This window comes from Bordetella sp., from assembly GCF_057362025.1.
Genome location: NZ_JBMQQZ010000107.1, coordinates 1 through 24,321, shown reverse-complemented (window position 1 = coordinate 24,321; position 24,321 = coordinate 1). Strand labels below are relative to the sequence as shown.

Annotated in this window: 20 protein-coding genes; 7 read left to right on the top strand and 13 right to left on the bottom strand. The window is 67.8% G+C overall.

Annotated elements, in window-relative coordinates; translation table 11 throughout:
* Positions 1–472 precede the first annotated feature (472 nt).
* Positions 473–5,674, top strand: coding sequence for an autotransporter outer membrane beta-barrel domain-containing protein (locus ACO1P8_RS24495; RefSeq protein ID WP_486298441.1), 5,202 nt, complete (start codon positions 473–475; stop codon positions 5,672–5,674).
* 15 nt (positions 5,675–5,689) lie between these two features.
* Here ACO1P8_RS24495 and ACO1P8_RS24490 read toward each other — a convergent pair whose 3' ends face one another.
* The 9 genes from ACO1P8_RS24490 to ACO1P8_RS24450 all read right to left on the bottom strand — a co-directional run bounded on the left by ACO1P8_RS24490 (position 5,690) and on the right by ACO1P8_RS24450 (position 14,800).
* A complete protein-coding gene (locus tag ACO1P8_RS24490; RefSeq protein WP_486298440.1) occupies positions 5,690–6,697 on the bottom strand; it encodes an HpcH/HpaI aldolase/citrate lyase family protein in 1,008 nt (335 codons plus the stop codon).
* Complete coding sequence (locus ACO1P8_RS24485) at positions 6,694–7,695, bottom strand: HpcH/HpaI aldolase/citrate lyase family protein (protein ID WP_486298439.1); 1,002 nt, start codon at positions 7,693–7,695, stop codon at positions 6,694–6,696. Before ACO1P8_RS24485 ends, ACO1P8_RS24490 begins: the two co-directional genes overlap by 4 nt.
* Positions 7,688–8,476 carry an ABC transporter ATP-binding protein gene (locus tag ACO1P8_RS24480; RefSeq protein ID WP_486298438.1) on the bottom strand — a complete coding sequence of 263 codons (789 nt, stop codon included), beginning with the start codon at positions 8,474–8,476 and terminating at the stop codon, positions 7,688–7,690. Before ACO1P8_RS24480 ends, ACO1P8_RS24485 begins: the two co-directional genes overlap by 8 nt.
* 54 nt (positions 8,477–8,530) lie before the next feature.
* Positions 8,531–9,769, bottom strand: coding sequence for an amino acid ABC transporter substrate-binding protein (locus ACO1P8_RS24475; RefSeq protein WP_486298437.1), 1,239 nt, complete (start codon positions 9,767–9,769; stop codon positions 8,531–8,533).
* Between the two features lie 78 nt (positions 9,770–9,847).
* Positions 9,848–10,555, bottom strand: a complete 708-nt coding sequence (locus ACO1P8_RS24470; protein ID WP_486298436.1) for an ABC transporter ATP-binding protein — start codon at positions 10,553–10,555, stop codon at positions 9,848–9,850.
* A gap of 28 nt (positions 10,556–10,583) precedes the next feature.
* Positions 10,584–11,597, bottom strand: coding sequence for a branched-chain amino acid ABC transporter permease (locus tag ACO1P8_RS24465; protein ID WP_486298435.1), 1,014 nt, complete (start codon positions 11,595–11,597; stop codon positions 10,584–10,586).
* Positions 11,594–12,457: a branched-chain amino acid ABC transporter permease gene (locus tag ACO1P8_RS24460; protein WP_094844280.1), complete on the bottom strand. Its 864-nt coding sequence runs from the start codon at positions 12,455–12,457 to the stop codon at positions 11,594–11,596. The genes ACO1P8_RS24465 and ACO1P8_RS24460 overlap by 4 nt, the downstream gene beginning before the upstream one ends.
* A 133-nt stretch (positions 12,458–12,590) precedes the next feature.
* A complete protein-coding gene (locus tag ACO1P8_RS24455) occupies positions 12,591–13,805 on the bottom strand; it encodes a CaiB/BaiF CoA transferase family protein (RefSeq protein WP_486298434.1) in 1,215 nt (404 codons plus the stop codon).
* 125 nt (positions 13,806–13,930) lie between these two features.
* Positions 13,931–14,800, bottom strand: a complete 870-nt coding sequence (locus ACO1P8_RS24450) for an HpcH/HpaI aldolase/citrate lyase family protein (protein WP_486298433.1) — start codon at positions 14,798–14,800, stop codon at positions 13,931–13,933.
* 128 nt (positions 14,801–14,928) lie between these two features.
* Between ACO1P8_RS24450 and ACO1P8_RS24445 the strand changes: the two genes are divergently transcribed.
* Positions 14,929–15,717, top strand: a complete 789-nt coding sequence (locus ACO1P8_RS24445) for a GntR family transcriptional regulator (protein ID WP_486298432.1) — start codon at positions 14,929–14,931, stop codon at positions 15,715–15,717.
* A gap of 73 nt (positions 15,718–15,790) precedes the next feature.
* On the opposite strand, the gene ACO1P8_RS24440 is transcribed toward ACO1P8_RS24445, so the two are convergent.
* Positions 15,791–16,744 (bottom strand): hydroxymethylglutaryl-CoA lyase, encoded by a 954-nt coding sequence (locus tag ACO1P8_RS24440; protein ID WP_486298431.1) that lies wholly within the window; start codon positions 16,742–16,744, stop codon positions 15,791–15,793.
* Entirely contained in the window at positions 16,731–18,023 is a 1,293-nt protein-coding gene (locus ACO1P8_RS24435; protein ID WP_486298430.1) for a CaiB/BaiF CoA transferase family protein, read from the bottom strand. The genes ACO1P8_RS24440 and ACO1P8_RS24435 overlap by 14 nt, the downstream gene beginning before the upstream one ends.
* 129 nt (positions 18,024–18,152) lie before the next feature.
* Between ACO1P8_RS24435 and ACO1P8_RS24430 the strand changes: the two genes are divergently transcribed.
* Positions 18,153–18,845: a GntR family transcriptional regulator gene (locus tag ACO1P8_RS24430; RefSeq protein WP_486298429.1), complete on the top strand. Its 693-nt coding sequence runs from the start codon at positions 18,153–18,155 to the stop codon at positions 18,843–18,845.
* Positions 18,846–18,860: 15 nt separating this feature from the next.
* On the opposite strand, the gene ACO1P8_RS24425 is transcribed toward ACO1P8_RS24430, so the two are convergent.
* Together ACO1P8_RS24425 and ACO1P8_RS24420 are read right to left on the bottom strand one after the other, a co-directional pair.
* Positions 18,861–19,868: a Bug family tripartite tricarboxylate transporter substrate binding protein gene (locus ACO1P8_RS24425; RefSeq protein WP_486298428.1), complete on the bottom strand. Its 1,008-nt coding sequence runs from the start codon at positions 19,866–19,868 to the stop codon at positions 18,861–18,863.
* A 69-nt stretch (positions 19,869–19,937) separates the two neighbouring features.
* A complete protein-coding gene (locus tag ACO1P8_RS24420) occupies positions 19,938–20,822 on the bottom strand; it encodes an NAD(P)-binding domain-containing protein (RefSeq protein ID WP_486298427.1) in 885 nt (294 codons plus the stop codon).
* Positions 20,823–21,139: 317 nt separating this feature from the next.
* Between ACO1P8_RS24420 and ACO1P8_RS24415 the strand changes: the two genes are divergently transcribed.
* The 4 genes from ACO1P8_RS24415 to ACO1P8_RS24400 form a co-directional block, all read left to right on the top strand.
* On the top strand, positions 21,140–22,405 hold the full coding sequence (locus tag ACO1P8_RS24415) for a putative Na+/H+ antiporter (protein ID WP_486298426.1): 1,266 nt from the start codon (positions 21,140–21,142) through the stop codon (positions 22,403–22,405).
* Positions 22,406–22,598: 193 nt separating this feature from the next.
* The gene (locus ACO1P8_RS24410; protein WP_486298425.1) at positions 22,599–22,940 is read left to right on the top strand and encodes an FmdB family zinc ribbon protein; all 342 of its coding nucleotides are present in this window, start codon (positions 22,599–22,601) and stop codon (positions 22,938–22,940) included.
* 16 nt (positions 22,941–22,956) lie between these two features.
* Positions 22,957–23,622, top strand: a complete 666-nt coding sequence (locus tag ACO1P8_RS24405; RefSeq protein WP_486298474.1) for a DUF502 domain-containing protein — start codon at positions 22,957–22,959, stop codon at positions 23,620–23,622.
* A gap of 90 nt (positions 23,623–23,712) precedes the next feature.
* On the top strand, positions 23,713–24,321 hold a 609-nt coding region (locus ACO1P8_RS24400; protein ID WP_486298424.1), incomplete at its 3' end, for an amino acid--tRNA ligase-related protein.

The window sequence follows — 24,321 nt, the reverse complement described above, 5'->3', positions numbered from 1 at the left end:
CGGCCGCCCGGCCGCTTCTGGCGGTGGACGGACGTCGATGCGGGACCGCGCATAAGGCGCGGCCCGCTGCAAATTCGCCACGCCACCGCCTCCGCGGGCTTTCCTCCCCGGGGCGCGAGCGCCATGCCACGTCCGCCGGCGCGACACCGCAACAACACACGTGCATCCAACCGCTTTGCTTAGGGCGGATGCACGTTCTCTCGCCTATGCCCTAGGGCATTTTCCCTGACCGCTGGCTGATGCGGCTCCCCCGGGTGTGTCTGCCACCGGGGGACGGGCCGCGCCGCCTTCATCCCTCTCTACATCCCGAGTCATGCGGCGCGCGCTCCGCCGCCTTCCCGACGCCTGTTCGCCGTAGGCCGAATCGTCAATTGGTTACGAGTCGATTCAGCCGAATCATGGGCCAGCGCCTCCGCTTGCGCCGCACTACGCCAAGCGGAGGTCCTCCACCGTAGATATGGCAGGCCCGTATATGAATCTGTTCCATAAGACAGTCTGGAACCCGGCCAGGCAGCAATACATCGTCACTTCGGAAATCGCCCGCGGACGCGGCAAATCGGCGTCCACGTCATCCAGCCGCGCGCGTCGCGCCTTGTCCTCCGTACCCGTGCTATCCCTGATGGCCGCCGGCATGCTGGTCCCCGCGCTCGCGTCGGCGTCCAGCTGCAAGACCGGCACGCCCGGCCAATCCGCGCCCGCCGGCGGACAGTGCGCGGTTGCCGACTACAACCCGCCGGGCAGCAACGGCGGCGTGGGCGAGGCCGTGGTGAACAACGGCCAGACCGTGACGCTGCACGGCACGTCGGTCGTGGGGACCGGCTACAACGGCAACACGACCGTGCCGGCCGACACGGTGAACGTCATCTCCGGCACCTTCGGCTCCAGCGCGCTGGTGACCGGGCCGCAGAACGTCGCCGTCAGCGCGCGCAATCCCGCCACGGGGGCCAATGTCGTCTTCCGGACTTTCGATTCCGCCGCCATCGCGGACCAGTCGAACCTGGCCACGCCCGTCAACCAGTTCGAGGACGTGAACGGCGACATGTACTACAAAGCCTCGCTGGGACGCGTGGAGAACAGCGGCGGTACCTTGAACGTTAACCTCGGCGCGACGCCAACGGCCTCGCCGTCGTCGAACGCCATCCTGATGGTGTCCAAGCAGACCTATCTGACTTCCGCCGACGGCAGCGGCAACGCGGACAGCCGTGTCGTCTGGCGCTCACGCAACCAGATCGACATGGGCATCGATCCCGGGCTGCCCACGCCCGACGCCAACGGCCGGCTGACGGTGACGGTGCCCGTGACCACCTACGCCGGCACGGTCAACTTCAACGGTGTGGACTATGCGGTCACCAACGCGGCGCAGCTCGCGGCCTATAACAACGTATTGGTGGATGCGCTGAAGAACGGCGTGCTGACCTCGCAGCTGGCTTACGACACGGCCTTCGCGCAGGCGTTCACCACGGTGGAAACGCCGGTTACCTACATGACCAACACCTCGGACGGCGACCTGACGCGCGTGCCCAACGGCGACCGCTACGCCATACTGGCCAGCGGCGCGCGCGGCAGTGCCACCATTGCCGCGGGCGCGCAGCTGGACATGGTGCGGGCCTCCGGCGCGGTCAAGGCGACGGATGGCGCCACCGTGACCAACCACGGCATCCTGTCCGGCAACGTCATCCAGCAGGTCGCCCAGGTGGAAAGCGGTTCGCATTTCATCAACGCCGCCGACGGCGTGGTGTCCGCGGGCTACCTGGCCGGCGACAAGGCCAACACGGCCACCGATCCCCTGTTCTACTACACCGGCTCCGGCATCATGGCCACCGGGGCCGGCACCACCGTCGAGAACAACGGCGTGGTCAACGTATCGGGCATGAGCTTCAACGGCTACACCACCACCGGTATCGGCCTGGCCAACGGCGCGGCCGGCACCAACAACGGCATGGTCAACGTCGGCGTCAATCCGGGCTATACGGCCACGGCGGTCGGCGTCAACGTCAGTGGCGGCAGTGCCTTCACCAACAGCGCGACAGGCACCCTCTATATCGGCCGGGCCGCCCAGTACGCCACGACGGACGCCGTGCCCGATGTGGAAATCGCCGGGCCCACCTATGGCGTGCGCATCATGGATACCGGCGATACCGCCGTCAACAACGGCCGGATCGTGGTGGGTTCGCAGGCGCAGAATGCGGTCGCCATGTTCTCGACCGCGCCGCTGAATTCGCTATTGCTGAACAACGGCACCATCGATATCAACGGCGCGGCCGGCGGCATGCCCCTGGCCAACATCGGCATGCTCGCGGACGACAACGGCGCCGCGGGTACCGGGGCCATCGTCCGCAATGCCGGCACGATCAACGTCAATGGCGTCAACGGCATCGGCGTGATGGTCAATGCGGACCCCGGCATCGCCGCGAATGCGGAATCCACCGGCACCATCAATGTCAACGGCAACGCCGACCCGGCCAGCGGTACGCGCAACTTCGGCGTCTGGGTGGACGGCGCGCAGGGCGCCGCGTCGGTCAGCGGCGCGATCAACCTCGGCGGCAATGGGGCCATAGGCGTCTTCGCGCAGAACGGCGGCACGGTCAACGTGGCCGCGGGTTCGGTACCGCAATTCGTGGGGGGCAGCGACCAGATCGGCTTCTTCGCGGCCGGCGCCGGTTCCGCCATCAACGTGTCGGCCAGCACGATGGCCGTAAGCACCGAACGCGGCACGCTGTTCCGCGTGGCGGATGGCGCGCGCTTCACGGGCGCGTCCGTCGCGGGCGCCTTCGATACGACGGTCTCGGGCACCGATGCGCGCGGCGTGGTCGCCACGGGCGTGGGCACCACGCTGTCCACCGACAGCTCGACGTTCCGCGTCACCGGTGCCGCGGGTTCGGCGGGGGGCGCCGTCGCCATCGTCAATGAGGGAGGTGCCGCCGGCACCATCGACGCCGGCACCACCATCCTGCTCTCCAGCGCCGGCGCGACGGCCGGCATCGTCGATGGCCAGGGCCATGACCTGACGGGTGCGGCCTGGGGCAATCCCATCGCTACCACGCTGACCAATAACGCGGCGATCCAGTCCGCCACCGACGGCGCGGTGGGGTTCGTCGCGCGCAACCTGGGCACGCTGGTCAACAACAATGCCGTCACCCTGGCCGGAAGGTCGTCCATCGGCGTGGTCGTCGGCGCGCAGGGCACCGTGCGGAACAACGCCACGATCCAGGTCGCGCACGGCGACGGCGCGCTGGTCCAGGGTGCCAACGCCACCCTGGTCAACAACGGCGTGATACGCGCCGACGACGGCAACGCGGCCGTGCACCTGACGGGCGCCGGCGCATCGGTGGCCTTCTCCGGCACCGGATCGATCCAGGCGCAGGGGACGGCGGACGGCATTCTGCTGGACGAGACCGCGGTCGGCGGCAGCGTGGTCGGCACGGCGGGCAGCATCGTGGTGAACGGCACGGGAATGGCGCTGGATAACCGGGCGCCCGGGGGCGTCATCGCGCTGACGGACACCACCCTGACGACCAGCGGCGCGGGCTCCGCGGGTATCAGTTCATCGGGGGCGAACGGCGACGTGATCGTCACGGGCGGGCGCATCGACACCAGCGCCGCGGGCGCGGCCGGCATCCATATCAGCAGCGCCGGTACGCTGCAGCTGTCCAACGCCACCATCGTCACGGCGGGGGACCTCGCGCCGGGCATCATGCTGGACAGCGGCGCGACGGCAGCCCTGATGGGCGGCTCCGTATCGGCCAGCGGCGCGAACGCCGCCGCCTTGCAGGTGGAAGGACCGGCGGGGGCCGCCAGCGTCAACGGAACGCTGCTGCGCAGCGCGGCCGGCCCGGGGGTGGTGGCCAATGCCGGCGGCACCGTGGCCTTGGGCAACGCCACGGTGCAGGGCGGATCCGCTGCCATCGCGGTAACGGACACGGCGGGCACCGGCAACACGTCCACGATTACCGTGGACGGTGGAACGCTGGCCGCGCAGTCGGGCCATGCCATCGATGTGACGGGCGCCAAGGCCAACATCAGCGTGCGCGCGGGCACCGTCGTCACGGCGGCCTCCGGCACGCTGCTGAACCTGAGCAATGCCAGCGCCGTCAACCTGGACGCCCAGGGCGTGACCCTGAATGGCGACCTGATCGCCGACGCCAGCAGCACCGGCTCGGTCGCCCTGCGCAACGGCACCCGCCTGACGGGCCGCATCGACCCGCTGTCGGTCAGTATCGACGCCAGCAGCACATGGAACGTCACGGCCAGTTCCGAGGTCGCGGCGCTGTCGAACGCCGGCACCATCGCCTACATGGCGCCGGGAGGGGATCCGACCCAGGCCGGCAGCTACAAGACGATCACGGCCAATAGCTACACCGGCAACAACGGCACCATTGCGCTCAACACCTATGTGGCCGGCGACGGCGCGCCCTCGGACCGGCTGGTGATCGATGGCGGCAGCGCCACGGGGACGACGGGGCTGCGCATCGCCAACACCGGCGGCAAGGGCGCGCGCACCACCGGCGACGGGATCAACCTGGTGGCCGTGACGGGCGGCGGAACGACGGCGCCAGGGGCCTTCCAGCTTGCCGCGCCCGTCCAGGCCGGCGCCTATCAGTATCTGCTGTATCGAGGCGGCAGCACGAGCGCCGACGACTACTTCCTGCGCTCCGCGCTGGGCGGGCCGACTTCGCCGGGCGATACCACGCCCGCCGGCCCCCCGGCCTATCGTCCCGCGGTCTCGGGGTATGCCCAGATGCCCGCCTTGAACCTGGACTACGGCTTCTCCATGCTGGGCCGCCTGCATGAGCGCGTCGGCGACGTGTATGCCGTCGAGCAGACGCAGAAGGGCAACAAGAACGGCTTCTGGGGGCGCATCGGCGGCGACGGCCTGAATGCCGATTCGGGCGACCGCTTCTCGGTGGACCAGCACACCTTCTTCATGCAGTTCGGCAAGGATTGGACCTTGTCGCGGTCGGAAGAAGGCGGCAGCACGCATGCGGGCGTGACCGCGACGCTGGGCGTTTCCAGCGCCGACTTCAAGGACAGCAAGCGGGACCTGAACCCGACCCTCTCGGACAAGGCGGGCAGCGCGACGACCCAGGCGCAAAGCCTGGGCGGCTATTACACCAAGTACTGGCGCGATGGCAGCTATTGGGATTCGGTGGCGCAGGTCACCCACTACCGCAACAAATACGACGATGTGTATGGCAGCGGCGGCAACCAGGACGGCTTCGGCATCGCGCTGTCGCAGGAAGTCGGCAAGCCCTTCACGCTGATGCCCAAGCTGGCCATCGAACCGCAGGCGCAACTGGTCTACCAGTACTTGAAGCTGGACAGCTTCAACGACGGCGTATCGCGGGTGTCGGGCAACAGCAGCAACGGATTGCGTGGCCGTCTGGGATTCCGGCTGTTCGCGCCCAATCTCAAGACCGAGGACGGGGCGGGGTCCGGGACGCCTTACCTGACCTTCGATGTCCTGCACGATTTCGTGCCGCCGCGCGCCGTGACGGTGGGCGGGACCTCGGTCAACTCGGACTATGGGCGGACGTGGGGGGAAGTGGGCTTCGGGATCACCGAGGCGGTGGGCAAGGGCGGACAGCTGTATGCCAACGTCAAACTGGCCAAGAACTTCGGCGGCGAGGAACGCAGGGGGGTGTTCGGGCAGGTCGGGTACCGGTATAGCTGGTAGCGGGGCCGGTGCGCTTCAACCGGCCGCCGGCGCGTATCGTTCGATCAAGGCCCGGCGGCGGCGCAAATGTTCCGCCTGTTTCAGGTGCGCCATATCCACCAGCACGCCGCCGTCGCCGACCGCTCCCTGGCCGGAGCGATTGGTGTCTTCGATAAGGCGGGTGATCCGCGCGGCCCAGTCCAGCTGGGCCTGCGTGGGCGAGAACGCTTCGTTCGCCAGTTCGATCTGGCTGGGATGGATGGCCCATTTGCCTTCGAATCCCAGCGCCGCGGCACGCGATGCCGATGCGCGATAGCCTTCGGCATCGCGGAAGTCGGTGTAGGGGCCATCGATGGGACGCAGCCCATGCGCGCGGCAGGCGTTGGCGATGCGCGCCATGGCGAAGTGCCATTGGTCGTTCCAATGCCGCTGGCGGGGCGCCGCATCGGATGCGCCGGTCAGTACCGCGTACCGTTCGCTGGGCGCGCCGAAGACGTCGTCGTAGGTCCGCATGTCGACGGTGTAGTCGCCGACGCCGAAGATCATCGCCTCCAGCCGTGCCGACGATTGCGCGATCGCTTCGGCGTTGGCGACACCCAGTGCCGTTTCGATCAGTACTTCGATGCCGGTGCGTTTGGTCCGGTCTGTCTCGCGCTCGATCAGCGTGAGCAGCTGATCGACGAACTGCACGTCGAACGCGCAGCCCGCCTTGGGAAGCAGGATCAGGTCCAGCCGCGGCGCCAGGCGCGCCACGTCCAGGATGTCGCGGTGCGCCCAGGGCGTGTCCAGCCCGTTGACGCGCACGGCCATGGTCTTGTGGCCCCAGTCGATGTCGTTCAGTGCCGCCACCGCGCGCGCCCGCGCCTCGTCCTTCGCCGCGGGCGCGACGGCATCCTCCAGGTCCAGGAAGATCACGTCCGCGCTGCTGGCGGCGGCCTTGGCGAAAAAGCGCGGATTGGTGGCGGGCACCGCCAGTTCGGAACGCTGCAGCCGTTCCGGCCGCGTGAGGTGCGCGGCCGGCGCGTGGCAGGGATGCATGGTCATGATCGGTTTCCTGTAGGGGTATCGGCCCGTGTTGTGGGTGTGGGCGCGCCTGCCCGTGCGCTGCCTTGCGCGCGCCGCTGCACGGCCTCGGCCAGGCGCAGCAGCCGCCGCGCGGGGGCCACCAGGTCGACGGCCACGAAGACGCCATCGACGACGCCGGTGCCGTGTCCGAGCGCCAGTTGCGCTTCGTATGCCGCCACCAGTTGCCGGGCGCAGGCGATTTCCGCGGGCGAGGGCGAGAACACGTCGTTGACGACGCCCACCTGGTTGGGATGAAACACCACCTTGCCCGAGAACCCCATGGACCGCGCGACCAGGGCGTCCTCCCGTGTCGCCCCGGCATCCTTCACGTCGCGGAAGAACGCCGCGTCGATCGCCTGCAGGCCCGCCGCCGCGGCGGCAGCCGCGATCACCGAGCGTGGGTAATGCAGGGTGGTTTCCGTCACGTCCGCCCCCAGCGCGGCGGTGTAGTCCCCCGAGCCGAAGAACAAGGCGCCCGTGCGCGGCACGGCGTCGGCGATGTCCAGGGCGCGCAGCACCCCGCGTGGCGTTTCGATCAGGGCGATCAGTTCGATAGGGCGCGCGCGGCCGCGGTCGGCGTGCAGGGCGGCCAGGCGAGCGTCGATGTCGCGCAGCATGTCGGCGGACTCGACCTTGGGGACCATGATGGCATCGATGCAATCCAGGGGCAGGGCAGCCAGGTCATCCAGGCCGTAGGGGGTGTCCAGCGCATTGATACGCACGCAGCGCTCGCATTCGCCGGCATGCCGCCAGTCATGGTGGGGGGCAGTACCCGGGGCAGCATCCATGCCGCCTCCCATCGACGCCCGCAGCACCTTCGCCACGCAACCGCGGGCGTTGGCCTTCTCCGCCGGGGGGACGCTATCCTCCAGGTCGAAAACCACTGCGTCCGCCCCGTAGGCCGCCGCCTTGCGCAAGCGGTCCTCGCGGTTGCCCGGCGTCATCAGCAGCGTGCGGCGCATACGTGGATCAGGCATCGAGCGCCTCCGCGTCGTGGGCCGCGGCGACCAGGCGGTCGATTTCCTCCGGGACTTCGCCCAGGAACAGGCGCTGAACGTTGGGGTTGTCCAGGAGTTCGCGCGCCGGGCCGGCATAGACCACCTGGCCGGTGTGCATGACGTAGCCGCTGTCGGCGATCTGCAGGGCGCGCGAGGCTTTCTGCTCGACCATGATGATGGTCAGGCCGGAGGCCGCCAGTTCCACGAGCGTGTCGAAGACGGCGTTGACGAACTTCGGCGACAAACCCAGCGACGGTTCGTCCAGGATGATGGCGGTGGGGCTGGTCATCAGCGCGCGGGCGATGGCCAGCATCTGCTGTTCGCCGCCGCTCATCGTCCCGGCCGGCTGCCGCATGCGCTGGCCGATCACCGGGAAGGCGGCCACCACGCGTTCGACGGCCTGCTCGATGCGGGCGCGGTCCTTGCCCAGGATATAGGCGCCTATGTCCAGGTTCTCGCGGACCGTCATCTCCGGCAGCACGATGCGGCCCTGCGGCACGAAGGCCAGGCCGCGCGACAATCGCTTGTGCGGGGCTTCGGCGGTGACGTCGGCGTCGCCGATCAGCACGCGGCCCTTCCATGCCGGCAGCAGGCCGGCCGCTGCCTTGATGGCGGTGGATTTGCCGGCGCCGTTGGATCCGATGACGGCCGTGATGCCGCCACGGGCGAAGCGCAGGTTGGCGTTGCGCACCACGGGTACGTCGCCGTAGCCGGTGGTCACGCCCTGCATTTCCAGGAAGACGGTGTCTTGCGCGTTCATGCGGTGCTCCCAAGGCGGGCGGGACGGCGGCCGGTGCCGCCGTCCCGCGCCGCGTCAGCGCTTGTTCCAGGGCGGCATGGGGATGACCGCGTCGGCGGTCTTCACGTCCAGCGGCATGACGATCTCGCGCTTGCCATCGCGCACCTGCACGAGCAGGCCGGTCACGCCCACCTGCTTGCCGGTCTTGGGGTTGACCTTGTGGTGGCCCATCACTGTGTCGACTTCCAGCGTGGTCAGCACATCGCGCAACTTGTCCTGGTCCAGCGAACCGGCGGCCTTGACCGCGGCTTCCATGACCGTGGCGCCGGCGTAGGAGAAGGCCGAGTAATAGCCCGGCTCGCTCTTGTACGTCTGCTGGTAGGCCTTGACGAACTCCGGATTGCCCTTGGTCTTGAGCGACGGTTCGTACAGCGACATGCCGAAGGCGTACTCGCCGTCCTTGCCCGATGCCTTCAGGAAGTCGTCGATCGACACACCGTTATGGATAAAAACCTTGGGCAGGTAATTCGACGCCTTGAACTGGCGCACCATCTCGATGGCCTCGTTGGGGTATCCGACCGATACCCAGATATCCGGCTGCAGCTGGCGCGCCTGCGCGATCATGGAGGAAAAATCGGTGGTGCCGGCGGGAAAGAATTCCGAAGCCACGACTTTCAGATGGCGCTTTTCGGCGATGGCCTTGATGGATTTCTCCATATCGCGCGCCGCCGGATAGTCGCGCCCGAAAAAGGCGATGGTCTTCATCTTGTGCGCCTCGGCCAGCGGACCGATGCTGGCGACGTAGGCGCTGATCGGCGCGGCGGTCTGGAACACGTACTTGTAGCCGCGTTCCTGTATCTGTTCGGAGGCTCCGCCGGAGTTGAAGAAGACGCGTTTGTGGCGGTTGGCCACGCCCGATGCCGTGGCGGCGGATGCCGAGCCCCACGGTCCGAACAGCAGGTCCACGTTATCGTCGGTGATCAGTTTTTCGTACAGGCGCGCGGCCGTCGCGGGGTCGCTGCGATCGTCATAGACGATCAGTTCCACCTTGCGTCCCAGCAGGCCGCCGCGCGCATTGACCTGGTCGCGCCACAGGGCCACGCCCTCCCAATAGTGCTTGGCGCTGTCGGCCAGGTTGCCCGACTGCGACAGGGCGACGCCCACGCGTATCGGCTTGCCCTCCTGGGCCAGGGCAGTGCCCGCCACGACGGTCGCGGCCGTCATCGCCAGCAGGGCGGCGGCCCTCGCCGCGCGCGGGGCGCGCAGGCGGCGCAGCACGGGTGCAAGGCACATATCCAGCAACTGTTTTTTCATGTGTTGTCTCCTCCGGTGGGTAGGCCGCCTCTTCGATACGGGCGGCGCGGGCGGACCGGGACCGGTCCTGGCGTGCGGTCAGAAGTACGCCTCCTTGACGCGTTCGTCCGCGCGTATGGCAGTGGCATCGCCGTGCGCGATGACCTGGCCTTCGGCCAGCACATACAGGTCGTCGCAGATCTCCAGCACGATGCGCATTTCATGGTCGATGAAGAACACCGTCAGGCCCTGCGCGCGCAGGGCCTGCAAATGTTCGACGATGCGGTTCTGCAGGCGCGGGTTGATGCCGGCGAAGGGCTCGTCCAGCAGCATCACGCGCGGCGCCAGCATCAGCGCGCGGGCGATTTCCACCAGCTTGCGCTGGCCGTAGGAAAGCTCGGCGCCCCATTTGTCGCGCAATGCGCCGATCTCCAGGAAGTCCAGCAGTTCGAGCGCGCGCTGCACGGCCTGGGCGTCGGACAGCCCGTGCGCGACGGCGACCAGGTTTTCCAATACCGTCAGCTCGCCGAACAGCCGCGATATCTGGAAGGTGCGTCCCAGGCCGCGCCGGCAGATCTCGGCGGGCGAGGTGTGCGCCAGGTCCTTGCCATCGAACAGGACCCGCCCGGCATCAGGCGGCAGCGTGCCGGCGACGATATTGAACAGCGTGGACTTGCCCGATCCATTGGGGCCGATCACGCCGGTGATCGAGCCGCGCGGGATGCGCAGGCTGGCGCCATCCAGCGCCACCCGGCCGCCGAAGCTCTTGCTTACGTCCTCTACCACCAGGATATCTTCCTGCGTCATGCGAGGCTCCTTCCAGCGTTGACGTGCCCTAGCCCGGCCGCTTGCGCGGCATGCGCGGCGGATCGACGATGGCCTTGCGCGCCGGCCAGGCCGGGGCCTCGCGCCGTTGCGCCAGCCGCCGCAGGTGGCCGCGCGCCACCGGCACCCACCACCACGCGCGCCGCTGCGCGTAGTTGACGATGCCGCGCGGCATGAACAGCACCGCGACCAGGATGATCGCGCCCACCAGGGCCAGGTAGATCTCCGGCAGCCGCGCCCATAGCACTTCGTTGACCACCGACAGCGCCAGGGCGCCCACCAGCGGCCCCAGTACCGTGCCCATGCCGCCCAGCAGCACCATGGCGATCACGGTCAGCTCGGTCATGGGCGCGAAGGCGGTGGTGGGATCGATGAAGCCCAGGTAGCAGGCGTACAGGCAGCCCAGCGCGCCGGGCATGAAGGCCGACGCGATGAAGGTGCAGATTTTCAGGCGGGTGGTGCGCACGCCCAGCGCTGCGGCGGCGGTCTCGTCTTCGCGGATGGTCAGCAGCTGCAGGCCGAGGCGGGAATTGTCCAGGCGCCAGGTAGCCGCCAGCAGGATCAACAGCACCGCGCCGGCCGCGTAGTACACCCATTCCAGGTCCACGGCCGTCAGGTACAGTCCCGTGCCGCCCTGCGTGATGCCGTCCAGGCCCAGCGCCAGCGACTCGCACACGCGGGCGATGCCGAACATGCCGATGGCGAAGAAGGGGCCTTTCAGGCGCAGCATGATGGCACCCAGCAGCGCGGCGCACAGCGAGGCGAATACCGCGGCCATCAGCGTGGCCCACAGCCAGGGGATGTCCTTGCCGATGGCGATCGCGCCGACATAGGCGCCCAGGCCGAAGAACGCGACCTGGCCGAAATGCGTATAGCCGGCATAGCCGCCGATCAGATTCCAGGAATAGGCCAGCCCGATGAAAATGAAGGTCTGCACCAGGAAGGACATCGCATACGACCCGGCGTAGACCGGCGCGGTCGCGGCGGCCAGCAGAACGATGGCGAGCAGCAGCGTCGATTTCATGCGCGTGCCCCCATGCCGAAGATACCGCGCGGCCGGAAGACCAGCACCACCAGCATCGCCAGGAAGACGGTGGCCGCGCCCAGCACCTGCCCGTACAGATAGCCGGCGAATACCTCCAGCACGCCCATCATCAGGGCGGCCAGCATGGCGCCGGGATAGCTGCCCATGCCGCCGACGATGATGACGGCGAAGGCCTTGATGCCGAAGCGGGCGCCCAGCTGCGCATCGGAAGCGAAGGTGGGCGCCAGCAGCACGCCGGCCAGGCCGGCCATGGCCGCGCCCAGCGCGAAGGTCGCATTGCGCACCTGGTTGATGGAAATGCCTGATATCACCGCCAGTTCCGGCGCCTGCGAAACGGACCGGATGGCCTTGCCGTAGCGCGTGGCCTGCAGGAACCACCATACGCCCAGCGTCGCGGCCATCGCCACCAGGAAGGACACCAGGCGCGACAGCGGAATATCCATGCCGGCGACGGCGACCGAGCCCCCCAGCACCGTGGGCAGGCCGCGATACCCGCCGCCCCAGATCAGGATGGAGATGTTGACGATGATGGTCGACAGGGCGAAAGTGGCCAGCAGCGACATGATCATCGGGCCGTCGGCGATGCGGCGGATGACGATCCATTGCATGGCCAGGCCGAGCGCGGCCGTCAGCAGCGGCACGAGTATCAGCGCGGCGATGTAGGGCAGGTGCATGCCCGCCACCAGCGATACCGTGGTCAGGGCGCCCACCGCCAGCAGGTCGCCATGGGCGAAATTGATGACCCGCATGACGCCGAACACCAGGTTCAGGCCGCAGGCCATCAGCGCGTAGAGGCCGCCCAGCAGGATGCCGGCCACGAACAATTCGATGAAAGGCACGATGACGTTTCCTCCATTGCGCCGCCGTCCGCGGCGCTTTTCAGGCGTGTCTGCCGCGCTGTGCCGCCGGGGCTCGATCGACAGCAGGGCCTTGCGCGGCTTGCCGCGTCCCGCTTGCCGTATCGGCGAACCCTTAGATCACGCCCGCGCGCGTCAGCGCCTCGATGCGTTCCGGCGATAGCCCCAGGCGCTGGCGGTATACCTCGTCGTTATGTTCGCCCAGCGATGGGCCCAGCCTGTCTATGCCGCCCGGGGTGTCGGTCAGCCGCGGCACGACATTGGGCACCGCGTATTCCCCCACGCGCGGGTCCTGGAAGCGGACGATGTTGCCGCGCGCGGCGTATTGCGGATCCTCGAAGATCTCGTCGACGGCGTACACCGGCCCGCAGGGAACCTGGTGTTCCTCGCAGCGCCGCAGCACCTCGTCACGGGTGTATTGCGAACTCCAGGCGCCGACGTAGTCGTCGACCTGCGCGCGCTCGGCCTCGCGCTGGGTGATGGTGCCCCACTTGCCCGTCCCGCCGAATTCCGGCACGCCCATGGCGTGCGCCAGGCGTTCGAATATCTTGTCGCTGGTGCAGGCGATGGCCACCCAGCGGCCGTCCTTGGTGGGATAGTGGCTGTGCGGCACCACGTTGACGGTGCCCGGCCCCATGCGCTGGCGGACATAGCCTTTCATCGCATAGGCGGGCGCCAGTTCGTCCAGGATGCGGAATATGGGCTCGTACAGGCCGATATCGACCACCTGCCCGCGGCCGGTCTTGGCCAGGGATTGCAGGGCCAGCAGCACGCCCAGCGCGCCGTAGAGCCCGGCCATGTAATCCGGAATGGTGGCCGAGCCCGGCGTCACGGGTGGCCGGTCGGGGTAGCCCGCCAGGTAGGACAGCCCGCCGAAGGCGTTGCCGATCCGGCCGAAGCCGGGGCGTCCGCTGTAGGGGCCGGTCTGGCCGTAGCCGGAAATCCGCACCATGATCAGGCGCGGATTCACTTCCTTCAGTACGTCCCAGCCCAGGTTCCACTTTTCCAGGGTGCCGGGCTGGAAGTTTTCCACCAGCACATCGGCATCCTTGATCAGCGCTTTCAGCAGCTCCGCGCCTTCCGGCTTGCGCAGGTCCAGCGTGGCCGATTTCTTGTTGCGGCATTCGGATAGCCAGGGCAGCGAATCGCCGCTGGGCGTGATGGTGCCGAAGCGCCGCAGCGCGTCTCCCACGCCGGGCAGTTCCAGCTTGATGACGTCTGCGCCGAACTCGGCCAGTTGGGTCGAGCAGAACGGTCCGGCCAGGAAACTCGATACGTCGATCACCTTAAGGTGATCCAGGGGCCGGACGGCGGCCGCGGCGTTGTCCATGGATATCTCCTCCCTACCTTTGCGCATGCGCGCGCTGCGTGGCGCGTGCTTTATGGTTGCATCGGGCCGGTGCTCCGGCCCGGGGATATCGATCCGCTGACTTCGATGCTGCGACTTCGGGTCGATTACTTCGATTGCGTCCTTTCCGCCAGCGCCATCACGCGTTGCGCGGCATAGACGATGGGATAGTCGATGAATTGGCCGTCCAGCTGGATCGCCGAGGAACCCTGCGCCTCGGCCTGTGCGAAGGCATCCAGGACCCGGCGGGCGCGTTCGATCTGCGCCGCGGAAGGCGAGAAGGCGGCGTTCACGACGGGGATCTGGTCCGGATGGATGCACAGCTTGCCCTGGAAACCCAGTTCGCGCGCCTTGCGCGCCGATGCGGCGCAGCCTTCCGGGTCCTGCAGGTTCACCCATACGGTGTCCAGCGGCGCCTCGATGCCCGCCGCGCGCGAATGCAGCACGATTTGCGCGCGATAGGCGTTCAGTTCGTCCTCGCCGCGGGTCCACGTCAGGTCCAGGTCCAGCGTGAAGTCGCCGGCACCGAAGGCGGCGCGCCTGACGCGCGGGGTGGCGGCCAGGATCGCCGGCAGGGCGGCCAGTCCGCGGGCGGTCTCGATGATGGGGATAAGGTCCACCCCGCCTTCGGGCATGCCGTGTTCGCGTTCCATTTGGCGGATCAGCCAATCCGCGGTATGCAGGTCGCTGGGGGACTCCACCTTGGGCAGCACCACGCCATCCAGGCCGGGCCGTACCGTCGCGGTGAGATCCCCGTAGGCGAATTCCGTGGAAAGCGGATTGACCCGCACATAGCCCAGGCAGCGGCGCGGCCGCGCCATCGCTTCGTTCACCTTGGGCCGGCTGGCGGCCTTTTCGGAAATGGCGCAGGCGTCTTCCAAATCCAGGATGACCGCGTCGGCCTCCAGCGCCAGGGCTTTTTCGATCCTGCGCGGGTGGTTGGCCGGCGCGAACAGGAATGATCTGAATACCGTCATGCGAACTCCGTCCCTGGCTTCATCCTGATCCGCATTGTCTGTCATAAATGTGCGTTTGTACGTACAATACGTGCCATGCTGGCGCCTGTCAACACGGGGCGTTTACCATCCACCTTTTTGCCGATCCGATGCGCTCGACACCTTCATCCGCGGATGCCTTTCCCCATACCGGCGCGCTCACGGGCGGCCGCAATCCGCTGTATGTCTCGCTGGCCAGGACGCTGGCCGACGACATCCATGGCGGCCGCTACGCCATCGGCAGTAGCTTGCCCACCGAAGGCGAGCTGGCGCTGCGCTACGGCGTCAGCCGGCATACGGTGCGCCAGGCGCTGCGCGAACTCAAGGACGAAGGCCTGCTGTGGTCGCGCCCCGGCATCGGCACCAAGGTGCGCGCGCGGCCGGAGTCGCCGCGTTTTTTCAGCGGCATCCACAATATTTCGGACCTGCTCCAGTTCGTCGACGCCACCGAAATGCACGTAAAGTCCCGGCGCGAGATCGTCGCCGATGCCGGCTTCGCGGAACTGCTGCACTGCCCGCCGGGGCAGGCCTGGTCCGAAACCAACATCGTGCGCAAGGTACCCGGCGGGACCACGCCGCTGTGCTATCTGCAGGCGTATCTGCGTCCCGAGTACGCCGGCGCCATCGGGCGCGCGCGCGTGATCAAGCGCCCCATCTATTCGCTGGTGGAAGAACGCTGCGGCATACGCATTGTCGAAGTCATCCAGGAAATCACCGCCGCGCAGCTGACGCCGGAAATGGCGCATGCCCTGAAGGCCGAAGCCGGCCAGGCCGCGATGCGCATCTCGCGGTACTACCTGGATAAACAGGGCGTCATTGTCGAGGTCGGCATCGGCCATTACCCCAGCGGCCGCTATACCCAGACCACGCGCTTTCGCGCGCATAGCGCCGAAGACTGAAACGCCGGCCCGCGCGCGTGGCGGCATCGCTGCCTTCCCGGCCATCGCCGCGGTTGCCGTCCCGCCGCCGGCGTTATTCCGGGTGTTCATGCGGATGCTCGCGTCCCCATCGCGCGACGGCCTCGCGCGTGCTGCCATGCATGGAATGGCTGCGCGGCGGGATGCCCAGCAGCCCGGCGATGTCGCGCGCGGCCGCCAGTACGGCTTCCGGGGCCAGTCCGGTGTACACGTCCATCAGCGTCATCATGCGCACCATGTCTTCGCTGGGAAAATTGCCCACCGCGCCCAGGGCATCGGGCATGGCGATGCCGCCGCCGATGCCGCAGATCGCGCCTTCCAGCCAGGCCGCGCCGCCGTCCAGGGCCGCGAGCATATTGGCCGTGGCCATGCCCCCCAGGTTATGCACGTGATAGCCCAGCTCCAGATCGGGATAGCGGTCGCGCAGGCGCACGAACAGTTCGTTCACATGCCGGGGGTCTTCCAGGCCGACGGACCCGGCCAGGTACATGCGCCGGATGCCCGCGTCCCGGAACTGCCCCACCAGGGCCGCCACGCGTTCCTGCGGGATCACGCCCTCATACGGGCACCAGAACGCCATGCCGATCGCCAGCACGTAGCGCAGGCCCTTGCCGTCGGCGATGCGAAACGCCTCGATCGCCTGCGCGCCGGCCTGTTCCGGCGTCATGTTCTGGTTCTTTTTCAGGTAGCTGGCGCTGGCGATGGTCAACCCCACGATCTCGTCCACCCGCGCCGCGGCGGCGCGCTCGGCGCCCCGCGCGTTCGGTGCCAGGCCACGGTAGATCACGCCCGGCCGCCGCGCGATGCGCTCGCATACGGCTTCCGCGTCCTGCAGGTTCGGGATGACGCGCGGGTGCACGAAGCCCGTGACCTCGATGACGGGAAAGCCCGCTTGCGACAGGCGGTCCACCATCCGTACCTTGTCTTCGGTCGGTATCCATTTACGCAGGCTTTGCAAGCCGTCGCGCGGGCCGACCTCGACGATATCGATCTGTTCAGGCAAGCGCATCGCCGTCTCCTTCCGGGTGTGGGGCGGCGGGCCCGGTGCCCGCCGAGGTGCGCGTCCGTGCATCGCGGGGGGCGTCCAGGACAATGCCCGCCCGGGCCAGCTCCGCTTCGTCATAGCCCAGGCGTTCCACCAGGATTTCCCGGTTGTGCTGCCCCAGGCGCGGGCCCGGATGGCGGATCGCGCCTGGCGAGGCCGACAGCTTGCCGACCACGTCCTGCATGCGCAGCTCGCAGCCCAGTTCGTCGTCGTACACCGCGCGGATATTGCCGCGCTCGCGGATATGCGGATCGGCGAAGATCTGCGCCACATCGTTGACCGGCGACATGGTGCAGCGTCGGGCCGCCGAACGCGCCAGCAGATCGTCCAGGTCGAAGCGCGCGATCGCCGCCTGCAGCGCCTCGTCCAATGCCTGCACGTGGCGCAGGCGCTGCCGGTTGTCGGAGAAGCGTGGGTCCCGGACCAGCTCCGGAACCTCCAGCGTCTCGCAGATATTGATGAACGCGGATTGCGCGCTGCCTCCCACGGTGACCCATTTATCGTCGCGCGTGCGGTAGGTATTGCGCGGCGCCGTGAAGGGCAGGCGGCTGCCTTCGCGGCGCTGCACCAGGCCCAGCTGATCGAAGTTGATCACGTGCGGCCCGATCAGGGTCAGCAGCGTTTCATAGATCGCCAGATCGATGTACTGCCCGCGGCCGCTGCGGCGCTTTTCCGCCAGGGCCACCATGGCGAGAAAGGCGGCCATCAGGCCGGTCGTGGAATCGGCCAGCCCGAAGCCCGGCAGCAGGGGCGGTCCGTCGGGATGGCCGCTGATCTGTGCGTAGCCGGCATAGGCCTCGGCCAGCGTGCCGAAGCCCGGCCGGTCGCGATAGGGACCGGTCTGGCCGAACCCGGTGATGCGCAGCATGATCAGGCCGGGATTGCGTTCCTTCAGCGTGTCATAGCCCAGGCCCCATTTCTCGAGCGTGCCGGTGCGGTAGTTCTCGATGACGATGTCCACATCGGCCGCCAGCCGCTTCACCGCCTCGACGCCCAGCGGCGTGTGCAAGTCCAGGGTCACCGATTTCTTGTTGCGATTGATGACCTTGTAGTAAAGGCCCACGCCCTCTTTGTTCTCGCCCCAGTAGCGCACCTCGTCGCCTTTGCCGGGACGCTCCACTTTCAGCACATCCGCGCCGAAATCCGCCAGGAACATCGCGCTCATGGGCGCCGCGAGAAAGTTGGAAAGATCCAGCACCTTCACGCCCGCCAGCGCGCCCTCCATGTCTGCCAAGCCAGCCATGGTGTCTCCTTAATGTGCGTTTGTACGTACATTATGGCAGCGCGCATGCCGCGTCAATAGGGTGGGCGGCGGACGTCCGCGCTTGCGGTATAGTCGGCAGCTTCATGACCTTTCACGAGCCACCGCCACATGTCCAGCGCCCGCGATCTGGTGTACGGGGAGTTGCGCCGCCGCCTGATGGCCGGCGCCTTCCTGCCGGGCCAGCGCCTGCGTGAAGAACACATCGCCAGCGAGCTGTCCGTCAGCCGCACACCCGTGCGCAACGCCATCGAGCGCCTGGCCGCCGACGGGCTGGTCAAGCGCGACGGCCGGCGCGGCACGGTGGTGCTGGGATGGCTGGATCGCGATATCGACGAAGCGTTCGAATTGCGGCTCCTGCTCGAGCCCTATGCCGCGCGCGCGCCCGCCGCGCGGGCCACGCCGGAACAGATGGACGAGCTGGAGCGGATCAACCACGCCATGCGCGTGGCGGTCGAATCGGACGACCCCGACCGCGTGGAGCGGGTCCAGCAGCACAACAACTGCTTCCACCATGCGCTGATCGACGCGGCGCAGTCCGCGCGCGTGCGCGCGCTGGTGGAACACCTGCTCGACATGCCGATCATCATCGGCTCGTTCTATTTCTATGGCAGGGAGGACATGCTGGCCAGCGTGGAGCACCACCGCCAGATCATCGCGGCGCTGCGCGCGCGCGACCCCGCCTGCGCGGAGGCCGCCATGCGGCTGCATCTGGCGGCCACCCATCTGCTGTTCCGCAACCATCGCAGGACGGCCGGCGGCGCGGCGCCGGGCCGCGCCGCCGGGCGGGATGCCGGCGCGTGACGCCGGCCGCTTCCCTTATTGCTTCGGAATGCCGGCTTCCTGAACGACCTTGCCGAACACCTCATAGTCGGTGCGATAGCGCCGGGCCAAATCCTGCGGCGTTCCACCCATGACGCTGTAGCCGGCTTCTTCCAGCTTGCGCACCAGCGCCGGTTTCCGCAGGCTGCGATTCAGCGCGGTGTTCAGGGCGGCGACCACGTCGTCGGGCGTCTTGCCCGGTGCCATCAGGCCCCACCAGATGGTCTGGGTGATGGTTGGAAAGCCGCTTTCGGCGAAGGTGGGGACGTCGGGCAGGGCGGGCGAACGCTTGTCGGCCACGACCGCCAGCGCGCGGACCTGGCCGCCTTTGATCTGCGACAGCAGGGTCGCCACCGATCCCGTGTACAAGGCGATCCGGCCGCTCATCAGGTCCGGAAACGCCTGCCCCCAGCCTCTATAGGGCACATGCATCAGCTCCATGCCGGCCGCCTTGCGCCACAGGTGGCCGATCAAATCGCCGCTGCCGCCGATCCCGGGGATACCCAGCGATACCTGGCCGGGCTTGGCCCGAGCGGCCTTCACCACGTCGTCCAGCGTCTTGAACGGAGAGTTGGGCAGCACCACGAAGACGCTGGGCGACGAGGCCACCAGGCCCACCGGCTTGAAGTCCTTGAACGTGTCGTACGTCAGCTTGCGGTACAGCCAGGGGTTCAGGACGATGTTGTCGGTCTGCGCCATGACCAGGGTATGGCCGTCGGGACGGGCACGCGCGGTCGCGTCCAGCGCAAGATTGCCGCCGGCGCCGGGCTTGTTTTCCACCACGACGTTCCAGCCGGTGTCCTGGCTGATGGCCGTGCCGACCATGCGCGTCAGGGTATCGGTACCGCCGCCGGGCGGGAACGGAGAGATGAAAGTAATGGGGGCGCCGCCCAGGCCGGCTGCACCCGCCGCATCCGCCGCACCCGCTGCACCGGGCGCCGCCAGCGCGGCGGCACCTGTGGCCAGGACCGCCGCGGCGGTCATACGCTTGAACATGTTTCGCATTGTCTTCCTCACGACCTTGTTATGGGTGCCGCCCGGGCGCCCCATGGCGCCCGCTTGCGGCGGGAATCATCAGGGCTGCCGGGCCAGCGTGGTCAGCCAGGCCAGCCGCGCCGGCAGGGTGTCGGGGACCTCCGGCGGCGCACCGCCGTTGGCCGCGCGCGCGGCTTCGATACCGCGCGTCGTGCGCGCGAACAGGCGCTCCACGCCATCCAGCACCAGGGGTTGCAGGCCGGCCTCGACCAACTGTTCGCGGGCTTCCCCGACCTCGGCCAGCCGGCGCGGGGCGTGCAGCACGTGCGAACGCGCGAAGGAATCCATGAAGGCCGTCAGCGGTGTCCGGTCGATGTCGGACAAGACCTCGTACAAGGCGTCGCGCAGGCCCATGCGCTCGGCCGCCACCAGGCATTCGACGGTCAGGCTTTCCATGCCCTTGGTCATGATGCTGCGCAATAGTTTCAGGCGGACCGCATCGCCGGCCTGTCCGGCGATGGCTCGTGCGGGCGCGCCGCCGTCGCTGGCGAAAGCCGCGGCGGCGGCGGCGCCGGTACCGGCGCATAGCAAGGGCGTGCGATCGCCCAGCAGCGCGATGGCGCCCATGATGGCCACATCGGCGAAGGCGATGGCGCGGCCGGCGGCGATCTCCGCCGCGGCACGCATGTCGGCGGCGCTGGCCGTGGTGAAGTCGGCGTACAGCGCATCCGGGCGCAAGTGCGGCAGGGCCTGGCTCGCCACGGCCAGCGCCGCGCGTCCGTAGACCGCCGAAACGACGAGGTCGGCGTCGGCCAGCCACGTGCCGGGCGCCGCGTGCAGGGCGGCGCCATAGCCGCTTGCGGTAGCTCGCATTTCAGCGTCGTCGCGCAGCTCGCAGACGGCGTATATCTCGTGTCCCCGGCTGCGCCACGCCTGCGCGTAGCAACGCCCCACCTCGCCGCAACCTATCAGTGCGATTTTCATGTTTTCGTACATTAAAAATACAAAACACCTTTATAACCGGCGCTTCATTGGGCATATCACCCGGGTAAACCCTGAATTGAAATACATGATTAGTACATTCTATCGCCGTCTGTCGCAACTGGGATCGCCGGACGGCGCCCGTCGAAACGGCGCCGCCGGGCTGGACTGCCCGTGTCCCGGATGGCCGGATTCAACGCGGCCCCGGCGAAACCGGCGGGACAAATTATGTATAGTCGCCCAACGCCTCGCGCACGAGCACCGGCAGCCCCGCGCGTCTGGCCGGCCGTCGCAAAACAATACATAAGGGACCCCCACGCATGCCCACTCCGATCGAGTTGATCGCCACCCTGCTGTTCGCCATCGCCGTCCTGCATACCTTTTCGGTTCCCTTCTTCGCGCGGCTGGCCCACCGCAACGGCCCGCATGCCGGCGTCTGGCATCTGCTGGCCGAAGTCGAGGCCGTGTTCGGCGTGTGGGCCGTGGCGCTGATCGTCAGCATGGCCCTGCTGGGGGGGACCGGCAAGGCGATCGAGTACATGGACACGCGCAACTTCACCGAGCCGCTGTTCGTGTTCGCCATCATGGTGGTGGCCGCCAGCCGCCCCATCCTGGAGTTCGTCGACGCCATCGTCCGCGGCATCGCCCGCGTCCTGCCGATACGGAATGAACTGAGTACCTATTTCGTGGTGCTGTCGGTGGTCCCGCTGTGCGGCTCCTTCATTACCGAGCCGGCCGCCATGACGCTGGCCGCGATTCTGCTTCGCGATGCCTATTTCCGCGTCAGCGGGCGCGCCGGTTTCAAGTACCTGACGCTCGGCGTCTTGTTCGTCAATGTATCCATCGGCGGCGTGCTGACTTCCTACGCCGCCCCGCCGGTCCTGATGGTGGCTTCCACCTTCGGCTGGGATGCCGCCCACATGGCGACGCATTTCGGCTGGCGAGCCGCGGTCGCGGTCTTCATCAACGCCGGCGTGCTGACTTTCGTTTGCCGCGACGTGCTGCGCACCGCCGGCCGGGACGCGCCGGTCCTCGACTCCGAGCGCGCCCCGGTACCCCTGCCGGTCATCGCCGTCCATCTGGTCTTCCTGGTCGGCGTGGTGCTCAACGCCCATCATCCCGCCATCTTCCTGGGCTTGCTGATGCTGTTCATCGGTTTTACGGAAGCCTACAGGCGGCACCAGAGCCGCCTGATGATCAAAGAGGGCCTGATGGTCGGCTTTTTCCTCGCCGGCCTGGTGGTGCTGGGCGGTCTGCAGCAATGGTGGCTGCAGGACCTGCTGGGCGGCCTGTCCCCCACCGTGCTCTTCTGGGGCGCCACTGCGCTGACGGCCATTACCGACAATGCGGCGCTGACCTATCTGGGCTCCCTGGTGCAGGGCACCAACGATGTGTGGCGGTACATGCTGGTGGCCGGCGCGGTCACCGGCGGCGGCCTCACCGTCATCGCCAACGCACCCAATCCGGCGGGGTTCTCCATCCTGAAGAACCATTTCCCGGACGGCAGCATTGCCGCCGGGCGGCTGTTCCTGTCGGCATTGCTGCCGACGCTGGTGGCGGCGGGTATGTTCCTGTTGCCGATATAGATAGGCGTCGCCGGCGCTATCCGGACCGGGCACGCGCCAGCCGGCGCCCCGCCTTCACAGGCCGGCGGCAAAAACCCGCTAAAATTCAAGACTTTCCCATACTTTTGCCGGCCCCGCTCCTGCTGCGTTCCGTTTGTTCCGAACGGCGCCCGTGGGCGGGTTCTTTCGTGCCGGCGGCCAGGGAGTGGATTGAATGCCTATCTACGCTTACAAATGCAGCAGCTGCGGACACGCCAAGGATGTGCTGCAGAAGATCTCCGACGCTCCGCTCACGGTATGCCCCGAGTGCGGCGCCAGCGCGTTCACCAAGCAAGTGACCGCGGCCGGTTTCCAATTGAAGGGCTCCGGCTGGTACGTCACGGATTTCCGCAACAACGGCAACAGCGCATCGTCCGCCGGCGCCAAGAGCGACGCCAAGACGGGCGGCGCCACCGCCGATAGCGGCGCGGCCAAGTCCGGCGACGCGGCGCCCGCAGCCACGCCCTCCGCCACGCCTGCTGCCACGCCCGCCGCACCCCCCGCGGCGACTTCCTGACGCGGCCGCTATGGCGATGCGCATTTTCAAGAAGTACTTCATCACCGGCCTGCTGATCTGGGTGCCGCTGGTGATCACCGTTTGGGTGCTGGGCGTCCTGATTGCCACCCTGGAAGGCTTCGTCCCGGGTTTCCTGTCCGCCCAATCCCTGTTCGGCATCGATATCCCGGGTTTCCGCTTCGTGCTGGTCATCCTGGTCGTGCTGCTGACCGGTGTCTTCGCCGCCAACCTGCTGGGCCGCACCATGCTCGAGCAGTGGGAAAAGCTGCTCGGCCGCATCCCGCTGGTGCGTTCCATCTACAACTCGGTCAAGCAGGTCAGCGACACCGTACTGGCGCCGAACGGCCAGGCTTTCCGCCAGGCCGTGCTGGTGCAGTATCCGCGCCAGGGTTCCTGGACGATCGCTTTCCTGACGGGCACGCCCAGCGGCGAAGTGGCGACTCACCTTCCCGGCGACCACGTCAGCGTCTACGTCCCGACCACGCCCAATCCGACCTCCGGGTTCTTCTTGATGATGCCCCGCGCCGAAGTCGTGGACCTGCACATGAGTGTGGATTCCGCCCTGAAGTATGTCGTCTCCATGGGTGTGGTAGCGCCGCCGCCTCCGGCCCCCGTGGACCGGCCCACCGAAATTCCCACCGCGCCCGGCGTGCGCCAGCGCGGTGACACCCCCCCTGAATGAACAATCCGGGCGGGCGTGCAGCCCGCTCCTCGATCCATTATCGTGACGCTCCAAGGCGCCCCAACAAAGTAGAAACGGAGTCATCCCGCAATGCGTACCTGCTACACCGGCCAGGTTTGCCGTGACCACCTCGGTCAGACCGTTACCCTGTACGGCTGGGTAAACCGCCGCCGCGACCACGGCGGGGTCATCTTCATCGACCTGCGCGATCGCGCGGGCCTGGCGCAGATCGTTTTCGACCCCGACAACGCCGCCTTCGCGACTGCCGAGCGCCTGCGCAACGAGTTCTGCATCCGTGTCACCGGCCTGGTGCGCCTGCGCCCGGAAGGCACGGCCAATGCCGAACTGGCATCCGGCGAAGTCGAAGTGCTGTGCAAGGAAGTGGAAATCCTCAACCCGTCGGTCACGCCGCCCTTCCAGCTGGATGACGACAACCTGTCGGAAACCACGCGCCTTACGCACCGCGTGCTGGACCTGCGCCGTCCGCAGATGCAGCGCAACCTGATGCTGCGTTATCGCGTCTCCATCGAAGTGCGCAAGTTCGTGGATTCGCTGGGGTTCATCGATATCGAAACGCCGATGCTGACCAAGAGCACGCCCGAAGGCGCGCGCGACTATCTGGTGCCTTCGCGCGTGAACGCCGGCCAGTTCTTCGCCTTGCCGCAGTCGCCGCAGCTGTTCAAGCAGATGCTGATGGTG

Excerpts from the sequence above, each read along its gene's own strand:
- ACO1P8_RS24495 (WP_486298441.1), top strand. The coding sequence starts at position 473 with ATGAATCTGTTCCATAAGACAGTCTGGAACCCGGCCAGGCAGCAATAC.
- ACO1P8_RS24490 (WP_486298440.1), bottom strand. The coding sequence starts at position 6,697 with ATGACCATGCATCCCTGCCACGCGCCGGCCGCGCACCTCACGCGGCCG.
- ACO1P8_RS24485 (WP_486298439.1), bottom strand. The coding sequence starts at position 7,695 with ATGCCTGATCCACGTATGCGCCGCACGCTGCTGATGACGCCGGGCAAC.
- ACO1P8_RS24480 (WP_486298438.1), bottom strand. The coding sequence starts at position 8,476 with ATGAACGCGCAAGACACCGTCTTCCTGGAAATGCAGGGCGTGACCACC.
- ACO1P8_RS24475 (WP_486298437.1), bottom strand. The coding sequence starts at position 9,769 with ATGAAAAAACAGTTGCTGGATATGTGCCTTGCACCCGTGCTGCGCCGC.
- ACO1P8_RS24470 (WP_486298436.1), bottom strand. The coding sequence starts at position 10,555 with ATGACGCAGGAAGATATCCTGGTGGTAGAGGACGTAAGCAAGAGCTTC.
- ACO1P8_RS24465 (WP_486298435.1), bottom strand. The coding sequence starts at position 11,597 with ATGAAATCGACGCTGCTGCTCGCCATCGTTCTGCTGGCCGCCGCGACC.
- ACO1P8_RS24455 (WP_486298434.1), bottom strand. The coding sequence starts at position 13,805 with ATGGACAACGCCGCGGCCGCCGTCCGGCCCCTGGATCACCTTAAGGTG.
- ACO1P8_RS24450 (WP_486298433.1), bottom strand. The coding sequence starts at position 14,800 with ATGACGGTATTCAGATCATTCCTGTTCGCGCCGGCCAACCACCCGCGC.
- ACO1P8_RS24445 (WP_486298432.1), top strand. The coding sequence starts at position 14,929 with ATGCGCTCGACACCTTCATCCGCGGATGCCTTTCCCCATACCGGCGCG.
- ACO1P8_RS24440 (WP_486298431.1), bottom strand. The coding sequence starts at position 16,744 with ATGCGCTTGCCTGAACAGATCGATATCGTCGAGGTCGGCCCGCGCGAC.
- ACO1P8_RS24435 (WP_486298430.1), bottom strand. The coding sequence starts at position 18,023 with ATGGCTGGCTTGGCAGACATGGAGGGCGCGCTGGCGGGCGTGAAGGTG.
- ACO1P8_RS24430 (WP_486298429.1), top strand. The coding sequence starts at position 18,153 with ATGTCCAGCGCCCGCGATCTGGTGTACGGGGAGTTGCGCCGCCGCCTG.
- ACO1P8_RS24425 (WP_486298428.1), bottom strand. The coding sequence starts at position 19,868 with ATGCGAAACATGTTCAAGCGTATGACCGCCGCGGCGGTCCTGGCCACA.
- ACO1P8_RS24420 (WP_486298427.1), bottom strand. The coding sequence starts at position 20,822 with ATGAAAATCGCACTGATAGGTTGCGGCGAGGTGGGGCGTTGCTACGCG.
- ACO1P8_RS24415 (WP_486298426.1), top strand. The coding sequence starts at position 21,140 with ATGCCCACTCCGATCGAGTTGATCGCCACCCTGCTGTTCGCCATCGCC.
- ACO1P8_RS24410 (WP_486298425.1), top strand. The coding sequence starts at position 22,599 with ATGCCTATCTACGCTTACAAATGCAGCAGCTGCGGACACGCCAAGGAT.
- ACO1P8_RS24405 (WP_486298474.1), top strand. The coding sequence starts at position 22,957 with ATGCGCATTTTCAAGAAGTACTTCATCACCGGCCTGCTGATCTGGGTG.